This window comes from Chryseobacterium piscicola, from assembly GCF_900156685.1.
GTDB classification, from domain to species: domain Bacteria; phylum Bacteroidota; class Bacteroidia; order Flavobacteriales; family Weeksellaceae; genus Chryseobacterium; species Chryseobacterium piscicola.
Genome location: NZ_FTOJ01000001.1, coordinates 115,208 through 127,582, shown reverse-complemented (window position 1 = coordinate 127,582; position 12,375 = coordinate 115,208). Strand labels below are relative to the sequence as shown.

The following is a 12,375-nucleotide window of genomic DNA, read 5'->3' as shown; positions in this document are numbered from 1 at the left end:
TTATGGACGAACAGAATATAGAAAGCAAATTTGAATTTCTAAAGGGCGATAAAGTACTTTGGATGGTTATTCTTGTGATCTCCATTTTATCTATTTTCCCAGTATATTCTGCAAGTTCAAACCTTGAATATATTGTAAATAACGGAACCACAACAGGTCACGTGATGAAACACATGTTTTTCGTGCTCTTAGGTTTGGCAATTATGAGGATTGTAGGCATGGCAAAATATGAATACATGGGAAAACTCAGCAGTATTATGTTGGGTTTAATGATTATTCTACTGATTGTCACAATGTTTACGGGGCAAACGATTGACGGGGCAAGTGCCTCTAGATGGCTGAAAATTCCCGGAACACCTATTTCGTTTCAACCCTCGTCTTTTGCTTTTTTAATGTTGGTCATCTATTTGTGCAGATATTTAACAAAAAAAATTACAAGAGAAAGGCTTCCAATAGAGAATGTAATGTACATTTTCGGACCTATTTTGTTGGTTTTCGTATTGGTTGCAAAAGATAACGGTTCTACGGCGTTGATGATTTTAATGGTTTCGGTGATTGTCTTGGTTATCGGGCAGCTTCATTGGAAGTACATCGCAGGATTTATTTCAGCATCCGTCGTGGCGATTGCCTTGTTTTTAGTAATTGCTCTAAACACCAATATGATTGGAGGAAACCGCGTACATACATGGATGAGCCGTATCGAAACATTTACTTCAAGCAAAGCAAAATCTGCAGATGTTGATGATGAAAGTGTAAAAGCAAAAAACTATCAGGTAATGCAGGCAAAAGCCGCCATAGTTCACGGCGGAATTACCGGGATGGGACCAGGAAAAAGTGCTTTAAAACAGATGCTTCCGCAATCTGCATCCGATTTTATTTTTGCGGTAATAGTAGAAGAGTATGGTTTGCTAGGAGCAGGATTTCTAATCAGTATGTACCTTATTATGATTGTACGGATTGTAATGATTGCAAGTAAAATGCCCGCATTTTTCGGGTCGTTGCTCGTGCTCAGTCTCGGGGTGATGATTTTCATCCAATTGGCAGTAAACATTGCCGTGGCCGTGAATCTGATTCCGGTTACAGGACAGCCATTACCGCTGATTAGCTATGGAGGAACATCCATGTTGGTAACCTACATCCAGCTAGGAATTATTTTAAATATAAGCTCAAGAATACAGATATATGACGAAGAAGGAATGGGCAAAAAACAAAGCATCGTAGAAATAAACGACATAGCGTAAATATAAATGATGAATGATAATTTATAATTGATTTTCATATCGCTTATCAATAATCATTCATCAATAATGAAAAATATGAACAAAAAACTAAAAATATTACTAAGCGGAGGCGGAACAGGTGGTCACATCTTCCCAGCCATTGCTATTGCAGACGAAATCAAAAAAAGATTTCCGGATGCAGAATTTTTGTTCATCGGTGCCAATGGAAAAATGGAAATGGAAAAAGTTCCGCAAGCTGGCTACAAAATCGAAGGAATTGACATCGCTGGAATCAACCGAGGAAATATACTTTCCAATTTAGGTTTGCCTTTCAAAATTTTGAAAAGTTTATCTAAATCTAAAAGAATCATTAAAAATTTCGCGCCAGATTTTGCAGTAGGAACAGGCGGTTTCGCAAGCGGACCAGCTTTGTATGAAGCCAGTAAAATGGGGATTCCAATCTTTATTCAGGAACAGAATGCACATGCAGGTGTGACGAATAAAATTTTAAGTAAAAAAGCAAAAGCCGTTTTCACAGCTTATCCTAAAGTGGAAGGTTTTCCTATTGAAAAAATAAAGTTTCTGGGAAATCCTATTCGTGAGAATATCATTTCAGGAATGCAGGAGACTTCCTCAGCTAAAGAAAAATTAAGTTTAGATAAAAATAAACTGACCATTTTATCAGTTGGTGGTTCTTTAGGATCAAGAACATTAAACAACGGTTGGAAAGAAAATTTAGATAAACTTAAAGAAAAAGGATATCAATTGATCTGGCAAACTGGCAAACTGGATTATAAAGAGATAGTTGATAGTTGTCAGTTGTCAGTTGATGGAAATAACCAACAACCAACAACCAACAACCAAATACAAATAAAGGAATTCATCAAAGACATGGAAACTGCCTATTCAGCAGCTGATGTCATTGTTTCCAGAGCGGGTGCCATTGCTATTTCAGAATTGGCTGTTACTCAGAAACCAGTTTTGTTGGTTCCGTTCCCATTTGCAGCGGAAGATCATCAAACCAAAAATGCGATGAATCTAGTTGAAAAAAACGCAGCCAAAATGGTAAAAGACTCTGAAATGCAGGAAAAATTCTGGAGCACGCTATCAGAAATCTGCGAGAGCGAAAATGTAAGAAAAGAAATGTCAGACAATCTGAAATATTTTGCCAAACCCAATGCGGCAAAAGAGATTGTGGATGAGATTTTTAAAGTGATAAAATAAGATAATTTGAATTAATTTTTTAATCATTTAATCTTTAAATATTTTAATTAAATAAATGAAAGTTTTAGAAACATATCAAAATTTTTACTTCGTCGGAATCGGAGGTATTGGGATGAGTGCTTTGGCGCGCTATTTCCATGCTTCGGGCAAGAATGTTTTGGGCTACGATAAAACCAACACCAAACTCACGACGGCTTTGATGAGCGAGGGAATCGATATTGTTTTTGAAGATGGTATTGATGATAAAATCACTTCTCTTAAGAAAGAAAATACATTGATAATCTACACTCCGGCAATTAAAAAATTGGGGATTTTAGATTATTTCAATGAAAATAAATTTGAAGTTTTAAAACGTGCAAAAGTTTTAGGTTTAATTACCGAAAACACAGATTGCATCGCAGTTGCAGGAACTCATGGTAAGACCACAACGTCTACTTTGGTTTCGCATTTGTGTAAAGAAGCAGATTTGCCTTTCTCTTGTTTTTTAGGTGGAATTTCAGAGAATTTTAAATCAAATTTCTTATTTAATGGAAATCAATATTCTGTAGTTGAAGCTGATGAATATGACAGAAGTTTTCTCAACCTTTCTCCGGATTGGGCGGTGATTACTTCTACGGATGCTGATCATTTGGATATTTACGGCGATAAAAACACAATCGAGGAAGGTTTCAAACAGTTTGCAGCCTTGGTTCCTGATGATAAGCAACTTTTTGTAAGAAAAGGAATTGAAATCGGAAGACCTCATATTACGTATGCCGTAAATGAAGAAGCTGATTATTACTCAGATAATCTTCGCATGGATTATGATAAAATCTACTTCGATTTTCATACCCCAACTGAAACGATAAAAGATTTTGTGTGGGATGTTCCTGGAATTCATAACGTTGAAAATGCGACGGTTGCCTTAGCAATTCTTCATAATTTGGGAGTTGATTTTGAAGTTTTAAAGAAAGCCATTGCCAATTTTAAAGGCATAAAAAGAAGGTATACAAAACGTATTTATCCGAGCGGTAAAATCTATATTGATGATTATGCACACCATCCAACAGAGATCAATGCTGTCGTTGGTTCAATCAAAACATTTTATCCAGATAAAAAATTGTTAGTGGTTTTCCAGCCTCATTTATTCAGTAGAACAAGAGATTTTGTGGATGGATTTGCTGAAAGTCTAAACAATTCTGAAGAGTTGATTTTGCTTGATATTTACCCAGCAAGAGAGCTTCAGGAGAATTTTGAAGGCATTACTTCAGATTGGTTGCTGGACAAAGTGACTTTAGATAAAAAAGAAATTTCAACTTTGTCTGAAGCTTTTAATAAAATTAAAGAGAAAGAATTTGACATCTTACTTACGGTAGGTGCAGGAAATATTGATACGCTGTACGATCCGATTTGTGAGTGGTTAGGAAATAGTTAAAAATAAATAAAATTTTAAATGTCTGAAATCTGACGTCTAAAATCTGTCATCTTAGAAACAATGAAAAACAAATACAGAATTTTAAAAATTGCCATCACAGTAATCATTCTTGGTTTTCTGCTGAGTTTCTCGTTGAAGAAATTCAGTGGTCAGAAGATTACGGATGAGAAAATTTCTGTAAAAATGAATGAGAAAACTCCCGTTTATTTCATAGACGAAAAAGATATTAAACAAATTGTAATCAAAGTAAACCCTTCAGGGAAAGTGGGAGATCTCAATATTCCGGAATTGGAAAAGAAAATCAATGCCCTTCCTGCAGTAGACAGCGCGAATGTTTATTTAAATTTAAATGGAAAATTGAACTTAGATATCAAACAAAGAGTTCCTGTTTTTAGATTAAATTATAACGGAAAAGATTTTTATGTAGACGAAAAAGGGAATGAGTTTCCTATTTCCAAAACCTATTCTCATCCATGTATGTTGGTTACCGGTGATGTGAAGAAAAACGAATACGAAAAAGTAGCAGAATTGGTTTCTAAAATAGATAAAGACGATTTTAGTAAAAAATATTTTATAGGAATTTCAAAAAACAAAGACAGCTATAATCTTTTAACTAGCGAGGGAAATTATAAGGTAGAAATTGGCGATTTAGAGCATATTGACTTCAAAGTGAAAGGATTTAAAACTTTTGTAGAGAAATTTTTGGTGTTTCAAGACTCACAAAAGTACAGTATGATTTCTGTAAAGTATGATAATCAAATTGTGACAACGTTGAATCCTTATTTTAAGGAGAATGACAGTATTTTAAAAGTAGGACATAAAGACCTGGCAAAAGCTGCAACAACTGTAAGTCCCATCAAAAAAAATGAAACAACAACTAAATCTGCTGCCAAAAAGCTAAGCTCTTCTTCTAAATCTAAAGAGGCTGTGAAACCAAAAGAAAAGAAGAAATCTCCAGATAAAAAAGCCGCTACCAAGCCAAAAACAAAGGCAAGGGTAAAAATAGAATAGGGTAATAATCCCACAAAGACGAGCTAATAAAAGATTAGGATAAATTCTATTAAAATTTTAAATAAATAAAAAATCAAATCGATATAACACAATGGAAAATCAAGAGTATTCAGTAGGTCTTGACATCGGGACAACCAAAATTGTCGCCATTGTCGGAAGAAGGAATGCACACGGGAAAATAGAAATACTCGGTGTAGGAAAGGCCAAAAGTCTTGGTGTACACAAAGGTATTGTGAATAACATTTCGCAAACCATTAATTCAATCAAAGCAGCTGTGTCTGAAGCACAGTCGAGTGCTGGAGTGCCCATTCGTAAAGTTACGGTAGGTATTGCGGGCAAACACATCCGTTCGTTGCAGCATTCAGATTATATTATGCGTGAACATCCGGATAAATTTATCACAGATGATGACATCGAGGCACTAAAAGATCAGGTGAAAAAATTAGTCATGTTGCCTGGGGAAGAAATTATTCACGTTTTACCGCAGGAATATAAAGTGGATTCTGAAGGAGAAATCCAAGAGCCTATAGGTATGCACGGAAGTCGTCTGGAAGCTAAATTCCACGTTGTAGTGGGGCAAATGGGTAGCATCAGAAATATTGCAAGATGCGTAAGAGAAGCGGGTCTTGAAATGGAAGCGCTTACCTTAGAACCATTGGCATCTTCTGAAGCTGTCTTAACTAAAGAAGAAAAAGAGGCAGGCGTTGCCATCGTTGATATTGGTGGAGGAACTACAGATATTGCCATCTTCAAAGACAGTATTATCCGTCATACATGCGTCATTCCTTATGGTGGCGGAATTATTACCGAAGACATTAAGGAAGGCTGTTCTATCATAGAAAAACACGCTGAGCAATTAAAAGTAAAATTTGGCTCTGCAGTTCCAGAATTAGAAAAAGATAGTACTTATGTAACTATTCCTGGACTTCACGGAAGGCCAGACAAAGAAATTTCACTTAAAACTTTAGCACAAATTATCAATGCAAGAGTTGAAGAAATTTTAGACCTTGTTAATACAGAATTGAAAGCTTACGGAGCTTTCGATCAAAAGAAAAAATTGATTGCAGGAATTGTTTTAACGGGTGGTGGATCAAACCTAAAGCATCTTCGTCAGTTAGCCAATTATACCACAGGATTCGACAGCAGAATTGGTTTTGCAAATGAATACGTTGCGAACGATAAAAATCAGTATCTTAAAGGACCAGAATTTGCTACCTCAATCGGTTTATTAATGGAAAGCTTAAAGATTAGAGATAAAAAAATAAATACTCCAGAAGAAATTGTACCTGTAGAAGAGCCTAAAGCAAAAAAAACAGATACAGTAGAGGTTTCAGAAGAAGAAAACAAACCGCAAATGCCACAGAACGATTTGCCAGAGGAAACTCCCAAATACGATGTTCGTACAAAAAGAGGGTCTTCTAAACCTACATTTGGGCAGTCGCTAATGGAGAAAGTTAAAAAATTCTTTGAGGAAGTAGAATAAAAAATAGATATAGAATGAATGTTAAGCGATAAATGATTGTCAACCATCAATAATCATTAATCAATTATAAAAAATATAAGCATGGAAAATATAGGAACACAAGGGTTTTCATTTGATTTGCCGAAAGGAAATTCATCAATCATAAAAGTAATCGGTGTTGGAGGAGGAGGAAATAACGCTCTGAAGCACATGTACGAAAAAGGTATTCACGGGGTAGATTTTGTAATTTGTAATACAGATGCACAAACACTAGACAACAACCCTGTTGCCAATAAAGTACAGCTTGGAACAACTATTACCGAGGGTCTTGGTGCAGGTGCTGATCCAGAAGTTGGAGAAAAATCAGCAATCGAAAGCATAGAAGATATCAAAGCGGCGATGGGGCAAAACACCAAAATGGTCTTCATCACTGCCGGAATGGGCGGTGGTACAGGTACGGGTGCGGCTCCGGTTATCGCAAAAGTGGCAAAAGACATGGGGATTCTTACCGTAGGAATCGTAACTGTGCCTTTCAGCTTTGAAGGTAAAAGAAGATTAGATCAAGCAGAATTAGGACTAGAGAAGCTTAGGAATAATGTTGATTCTTTAATCGTTATCAACAATGATAAATTGAGACAACAGTTCGGAAATTTAGGTTTCAAACAAGGTTTCTCTAAGGCCGATGAAGTTTTAACCAACGCCGCTAAAGGGATGGCAGAGGTTATTACAGGATATTTTGATGTTAATATTGACTTTAGAGATGCTAAATCTGTACTCCAAAATTCTGGTACAGCGTTAATGTCTACAGGAATGGCTTCTGGGGAAAACAAAGCAGAAGAAGCTGTAAGAAAAGCATTAGATTCACCATTATTAAATGACAACAAGATTACAGGCGCAAGAAATGTATTATTGTTGATTAGAAGTGGAGTAGAAGAAGCTACCATGGACGAAATTGGCATCATCATGGATTATATCCAGAAAGAAGCAGGCCATACAGCAGACATTATTTTTGGTGTAGGTGCAGACGAAGAATTAGGCGATGCAGTGAGTGTTTTGGTGATTGCTACTGGTTTTTCTAATGACAATCAAAAGTTTTCAGGCCCTACTGAGAAAATCAGAATTGGTTTGAATGATGCTTTGGATATGCCCAAAACTTCGCCTTTCAAAACAAAGGAAGAGAGAGAAATTACTCCAGAGAAAGGGTATGATTTCGGAGGAAAAAACCTTTTCAGATTGGATGATGAAGAGCAGGATACACCGCAATTTAAATTGTCGTCTTCTGAAAAAAAAATGATTATTGAGGATGAAGATGTAAAAACAGCAGTGAAATTCTCTGATAGAGAAGAAGATACGACAGAATATGCTGCTCAAAGCTGGAGAAGTGACGAGGAGGCTAATGAGGAAAGTGTAAATCTATTCACATTTGAAGATGACCCGAATGACTTAGAAATTCAGTCGTTTTCTTTTGATTTTGAAAATAAAAAAGAGGAGATTAAAGACAGTTCATTCAGCAATAATTTCTCTCAAGAGAAACCCGTTGAGTTTAATTTTACAGTTAACGAACCTCTTGTAGAACCGAAATATGATTCTGCACAACCGAAAAATGAAGTGGAGGTTTCTACCGTAATCGAGAAAAAAACCGAAGAAACAACTCACAAAGTTGAAACATTCTACCAAACTCCAGAACAGCCGAAAACAGCCGGACAACCTGTTTTTGAAAAAAGAGTGGAAGTAGAAACTACAAGACAGACAGAGTCTGAATTTACGTTTGTGAATAAACCTGCAGATCAAGAAAAAGTTTTTGAAAGAAGAAATAAACTGAAAGAATTCAATTCTCGCTACCAAAGTTTTGATAAGCAAGATGACTTCGAAACGGTACCCGCTTTCAAAAGAAAAAATATCTCAATAGATGGAGCCAACGCTTCAGACCAAAACATACACAGTTTCATGTCTGAAAACAACGAAGGTTCTATACAAATCAGAGAAAACAGATTTTTAAATAAAGACGTAGACTAAATTGCTGTAAGCGATAAGCTATAGGCTTTCCTATTCGAAAGTTGATTAAGCTTATTGCTTATAGCCAAGAGCATAAAGCCAAAAAATATGAGTTTAGAACTTACCATAAGTGAAGCAATAAAAACAGCGATGAGAGCTAAAGACAGAGTAGCTTTAGATTCTTTGAGAGCTGTAAAATCTCAGATATTATTATTGAAAACCGAAGCTCTTGGGGCTGAAGTTTCTTCTGAGCAGGAAATTGCTATTTTGCAGAGAATGATCAAGCAACGTAAAGATTCTTATGAGCAATTTACTGCCCAAGGAAGAAATGATTTGGCAGAAGTAGAAGACGCTCAGATGAAAGTCATTGAGAAGTTTTTACCTGCACAATTATCTTCAGAAGAATTAGAAGCAGAAATAAAACAGATTATCTCAGAAACTGGCGCAGAATCTATTAAGGATTTAGGAAAAGTAATGGGATTAGCTTCAAAAAACTTAGCCGGAAAATCTGACGGGAAAAGCATTTCCGAGATGGCGAAGAAGCTGCTTTCATAGACATGATTGATGACAGATAAATGTTGATTGATAAGCAATTCATCAACTATCATCCGTCAATTATCATTTATATTTTTGGATATTCAACCTTTGCATATCGATTTGATTAAAGAAGCCCGGAATTTTTTTTCGGGCTTCATTTTTTTTGAAACTAAAACTTCAAATTTAATACTTAGAGGGAGGTTTATTACTTGAAATAAAGTTTACGTGAATAAATAATGTTTAAGAATCGATTTTTTTTCATAGAAAATCGGTTTTAGAATCTATTCAAAATTAACAAATATTTATGAATTAACAAATATTATTGAGTATTTCTCAATATTGCTTTTCTTGAAGTTTCAAATAGTTTTTATAAATCAATTAAAAAAGATAATTGTTGTAAATTTGTACAGAATAAAAAACGAATTAATATATGTATCCAACAGATTTAGTAATGCCAATGAAGGCAGAGCTCACAGATAAAGGCTTTGAAAATTTAGATACTCCAACAGCTGTGGAAACTGCATTGAAGCAGTCGGGAACTACGCTTTTGGTGATCAATTCAGTTTGTGGTTGTGCGGCAGGTGCTGCAAGACCCGGAGTTGTGTACTCTTTAACTGGAGAAAAGAAGCCAGATCATCTTACGACTGTTTTCGCAGGTTATGATGTAGATGCAGTATCAGAAGCCAGAAAACATTTAGCGCCATTTCCTCCAAGCTCACCATGTGTAGCGCTTTTCAAAGACGGAGAATTGGTACACATGCTTGAAAGACACCACATCGAAGGAAATCCTGCGGGAGCCATCGCTGCCAATCTTCAGGCTGCTTACGACGAGTATTGTTAGTAATATTTTTTTTAATAATCTCAAGACCGCTATACTTTTGTGCAGCGGTTTTTTTATTTATTTATAAATTGTTCGTGTAATTGTGGATTCCCGTAATTATTTTCAAAATTATTCCTTTTAATTTGTAAAAAAGACACAAAGAGTTGTGTAAAAAGGAAAAAATCCTATTTTTGTGAGACAAATTTTGAAACTTAATCTATTTACATAATGAAACTAAAATTATTAACGCCCATTCATCACATAAGGTGGTATGGGCAGATGTTTTTTTTTCTATTTATTCTCTTTTCCTGCTCAAGTGAGCTTTTACAGAGCGAACAGGAATACAGCAGAATTACCAGTGAGAATCTTCTAAGACAACTTAGGTATGTTGAATTTAAAAATGAAGTCCCTCATCTATTCGAAAAACTAAAATTTAAAAGCCTAAAGAAAAATAATAAAGTTGCGGAGAATTCGAAAACTTTCTTAATTAACAACTTTAAGATTGATGCAGAATATGTTTATATTTCTGAACATGAAACAGGGAAGAAAACCTACACTTTTTATTCAGAAAATAATGATAAGTCTGCGTACCTTGAAAATTATGTTGTAAACGAACAGGATAATGGTGTTTTTGATGCGTATTTATAAGATATGACAGCATCATTGTAAATCATCAGAGCCAAGTTGCAAAAGAAGAAGTAACCAAGCATGTAAAATTGAAGTATTTAGGACAATTGCGGGATGGTTCTGCAACGCAAAAAGCAATATATTGTCCACAGGTTGCTTTTCAACAGTATGTCTGGGTTCCGGGAGTTTGCAGCAGTAATCAACAACATGAAACAGGTGATCCCGGTTGCCTCTGTGGAACACCAGGACATATGGATTGCACACCGGCTGATGCAGGATTTTACATGATACAATATGTAATGTTACCTGCAGATTGTGGCGGTGGAGTATCTCCTGGCAATGGACCTGGACCGAGCCCTATTTCTACAGGGCCGTATAATCCTGGAGGAGGCTTTGGGGCTGCAGCAAACCCTTGTGATAAAATAAAGAACGCAAATGTAAAGTATTCTAAATTAAAACCTTCTTTGGTTACAATTGCGGGAACAACCTCGCAAAATCATGAGAATGGATTTTTTATTGATGCGTCAGCTACTTCCACTACCACTAATCCTATTCAGGATTTTCCTTTGGGAACGGCTGGAACAATTGAAATTGACAATAATCCATCGCAAACTATGTGATAATAGTGCATACACATGATGCGGTAGGTTCTACAGGAAACGGTACGTATTCCGTTTTTACATGGGATGATTTAGCAAAAATAAATCAACTCATCATCAACAATCATATTGATGTTTCAAATTTTATTTTTTATGTTATTACAGCAGATGGTACAAAATATGCGATGACAATTGAAAATGGTGCAGTTTTTCAAAATTTCTTTTATTATTTAGACCCCAATAACGTTGGGCAAACTGTTGACATGGACAAGCTGCTTAATACACAGAAAGTATATGATACTTATTATAATAAAGAAACACCTGGTCTCATATCTGAAACAAGCAGTCCTGCAATTGACAAAGTAAATTTTTTGAAATTTTTAAAAGATACAGGACTTTCATCGGGTGTTTCTCTCTTTGAAAGCAATAGTGATTTTTCATCTTACTCAAAAATATCATTAAAGTCAAACGGAACTGTTAATTCTCAAAACTGCAATTAAAATGAAACAAATCTTTTTTATATTATTTCTTGCGACAAATACAATTTTTGCGCAACAGATCTCTGAATATAAAAATATATATTCAGATAATAAATCATTCGATTTTCCTCCTGCAAACCCAAAGTACTATAAGGATTTATATCATTATTTTGATCCTTTTTTAGGTACATGGAAATATACGTCTGGAAATAAAACTTTTGTGGTTACTTTATGGAAAGATGAAATGAGGTCATATAAGGATTCCGAAGGCTTAAGTGTAAAATTTTATTCTGATAATATTTATGGACATTATAAGATGGTCCAAGATTTTGGAACATTAAACCAACAGATACTTTATACGTCTGAAATTAATATTGGAGTGTCTTCTACACAATGGGCAACGGTTATTTTTGCCAGTTCAACAATTCCAAATAAGCTAAATGGTCATCTGTTTGATGTCAATACTGAGCCAGCAAATTCTGTATATTGGCCCTTAAGAGGTTTTCTAACCATGACAATTGACTCTGGGAGTAATCCAGTAACAGCGCACTGGAAAGTGACAGATTCTGAGGAAAGATTGTCAAGTGGTAAAAATTATAATTTTGTGATACCTACTGATATAATTCTTACGAAAGAATAAAGAAGGAGTTAATCAATCTCAAGACCGCTATACTTTTGTGCAGCGGTTTTTTTATTTATTAAAAAATTGTTTGTGTAATTGTGGATTCCCGTAATTATTTTCAAAATTATTCCTTTTAATTTGTAAAAAAGACACAAAGAGTTGTATAAAAAGGAAAAAATCCTATTTTTTCTGAGACAAATTTTGAGACTTAATTTATTTACATAATGAAACTAAAATTATTAACGCCCATTCATCACATAAGGTGGTATGGGCAGATGTTTTTTTTTTCTATTTATTCTCTTTTCCTGCTCAAGTGAGCTTTTACAGAGCGAACAGGAATACAGCAGAATTACCAGTGAGAATCT

Annotated in this window: 12 protein-coding genes; all 12 read left to right on the top strand. The window is 35.1% G+C overall.

What is annotated here, in order from left to right:
- Positions 1 to 2: 2 nt before the first annotated feature.
- On the top strand, positions 3 to 1,241 hold the full coding sequence (locus BW939_RS00615; protein WP_076450060.1) for an FtsW/RodA/SpoVE family cell cycle protein: 1,239 nt from the start codon (positions 3 to 5) through the stop codon (positions 1,239 to 1,241).
- Positions 1,242 to 1,316: 75 nt separating this feature from the next.
- Positions 1,317 to 2,444 carry an undecaprenyldiphospho-muramoylpentapeptide beta-N-acetylglucosaminyltransferase gene (gene murG, locus BW939_RS00610; RefSeq protein ID WP_084566586.1) on the top strand — a complete coding sequence of 376 codons (1,128 nt, stop codon included), beginning with the start codon at positions 1,317 to 1,319 and terminating at the stop codon, positions 2,442 to 2,444.
- A 55-nt stretch (positions 2,445 to 2,499) separates the two neighbouring features.
- Positions 2,500 to 3,858: a UDP-N-acetylmuramate--L-alanine ligase gene (gene murC, locus BW939_RS00605; protein WP_076448797.1), complete on the top strand. Its 1,359-nt coding sequence runs from the start codon at positions 2,500 to 2,502 to the stop codon at positions 3,856 to 3,858.
- Positions 3,859 to 3,918: 60 nt separating this feature from the next.
- Positions 3,919 to 4,869 carry a cell division protein FtsQ/DivIB gene (locus tag BW939_RS00600; protein WP_076448789.1) on the top strand — a complete coding sequence of 317 codons (951 nt, stop codon included), beginning with the start codon at positions 3,919 to 3,921 and terminating at the stop codon, positions 4,867 to 4,869.
- Positions 4,870 to 4,960: 91 nt separating this feature from the next.
- On the top strand, positions 4,961 to 6,352 hold the full coding sequence (gene ftsA, locus BW939_RS00595) for a cell division protein FtsA (RefSeq protein WP_076448787.1): 1,392 nt from the start codon (positions 4,961 to 4,963) through the stop codon (positions 6,350 to 6,352).
- 81 nt (positions 6,353 to 6,433) lie between these two features.
- Positions 6,434 to 8,347 carry a cell division protein FtsZ gene (gene ftsZ / locus BW939_RS00590; RefSeq protein WP_076448783.1) on the top strand — a complete coding sequence of 638 codons (1,914 nt, stop codon included), beginning with the start codon at positions 6,434 to 6,436 and terminating at the stop codon, positions 8,345 to 8,347.
- Between the two features lie 87 nt (positions 8,348 to 8,434).
- Entirely contained in the window at positions 8,435 to 8,881 is a 447-nt protein-coding gene (locus tag BW939_RS00585; protein WP_076448781.1) for a GatB/YqeY domain-containing protein, read from the top strand.
- A 412-nt stretch (positions 8,882 to 9,293) separates the two neighbouring features.
- Positions 9,294 to 9,704 (top strand): BrxA/BrxB family bacilliredoxin, encoded by a 411-nt coding sequence (locus BW939_RS00580; RefSeq protein WP_076448780.1) that lies wholly within the window; start codon positions 9,294 to 9,296, stop codon positions 9,702 to 9,704.
- 207 nt (positions 9,705 to 9,911) lie between these two features.
- On the top strand, positions 9,912 to 10,331 hold the full coding sequence (locus BW939_RS00575; RefSeq protein WP_076448778.1) for a hypothetical protein: 420 nt from the start codon (positions 9,912 to 9,914) through the stop codon (positions 10,329 to 10,331).
- Between the two features lie 68 nt (positions 10,332 to 10,399).
- Positions 10,400 to 10,930, top strand: coding sequence for a hypothetical protein (locus BW939_RS00570; protein ID WP_076448777.1), 531 nt, complete (start codon positions 10,400 to 10,402; stop codon positions 10,928 to 10,930).
- Positions 10,931 to 10,935: 5 nt separating this feature from the next.
- Positions 10,936 to 11,409, top strand: a complete 474-nt coding sequence (locus BW939_RS00565) for a hypothetical protein (protein ID WP_105170201.1) — start codon at positions 10,936 to 10,938, stop codon at positions 11,407 to 11,409.
- 1 nt (position 11,410) lies between these two features.
- Positions 11,411 to 12,028 carry a DUF6705 family protein gene (locus BW939_RS00560; protein ID WP_076448773.1) on the top strand — a complete coding sequence of 206 codons (618 nt, stop codon included), beginning with the start codon at positions 11,411 to 11,413 and terminating at the stop codon, positions 12,026 to 12,028.
- Positions 12,029 to 12,375: the final 347 nt, after the last annotated feature.

Bases quoted from the DNA above. Each gene is read 5' to 3' on its own strand.
- BW939_RS00615 (WP_076450060.1), top strand. From the start codon at position 3: ATGGACGAACAGAATATAGAAAGCAAATTTGAATTTCTAAAGGGCGAT.
- murG (WP_084566586.1), top strand. From the start codon at position 1,317: ATGAACAAAAAACTAAAAATATTACTAAGCGGAGGCGGAACAGGTGGT.
- murC (WP_076448797.1), top strand. From the start codon at position 2,500: ATGAAAGTTTTAGAAACATATCAAAATTTTTACTTCGTCGGAATCGGA.
- BW939_RS00600 (WP_076448789.1), top strand. From the start codon at position 3,919: ATGAAAAACAAATACAGAATTTTAAAAATTGCCATCACAGTAATCATT.
- ftsA (WP_076448787.1), top strand. From the start codon at position 4,961: ATGGAAAATCAAGAGTATTCAGTAGGTCTTGACATCGGGACAACCAAA.
- ftsZ (WP_076448783.1), top strand. From the start codon at position 6,434: ATGGAAAATATAGGAACACAAGGGTTTTCATTTGATTTGCCGAAAGGA.
- BW939_RS00585 (WP_076448781.1), top strand. From the start codon at position 8,435: ATGAGTTTAGAACTTACCATAAGTGAAGCAATAAAAACAGCGATGAGA.
- BW939_RS00580 (WP_076448780.1), top strand. From the start codon at position 9,294: ATGTATCCAACAGATTTAGTAATGCCAATGAAGGCAGAGCTCACAGAT.
- BW939_RS00575 (WP_076448778.1), top strand. From the start codon at position 9,912: ATGAAACTAAAATTATTAACGCCCATTCATCACATAAGGTGGTATGGG.
- BW939_RS00560 (WP_076448773.1), top strand. From the start codon at position 11,411: ATGAAACAAATCTTTTTTATATTATTTCTTGCGACAAATACAATTTTT.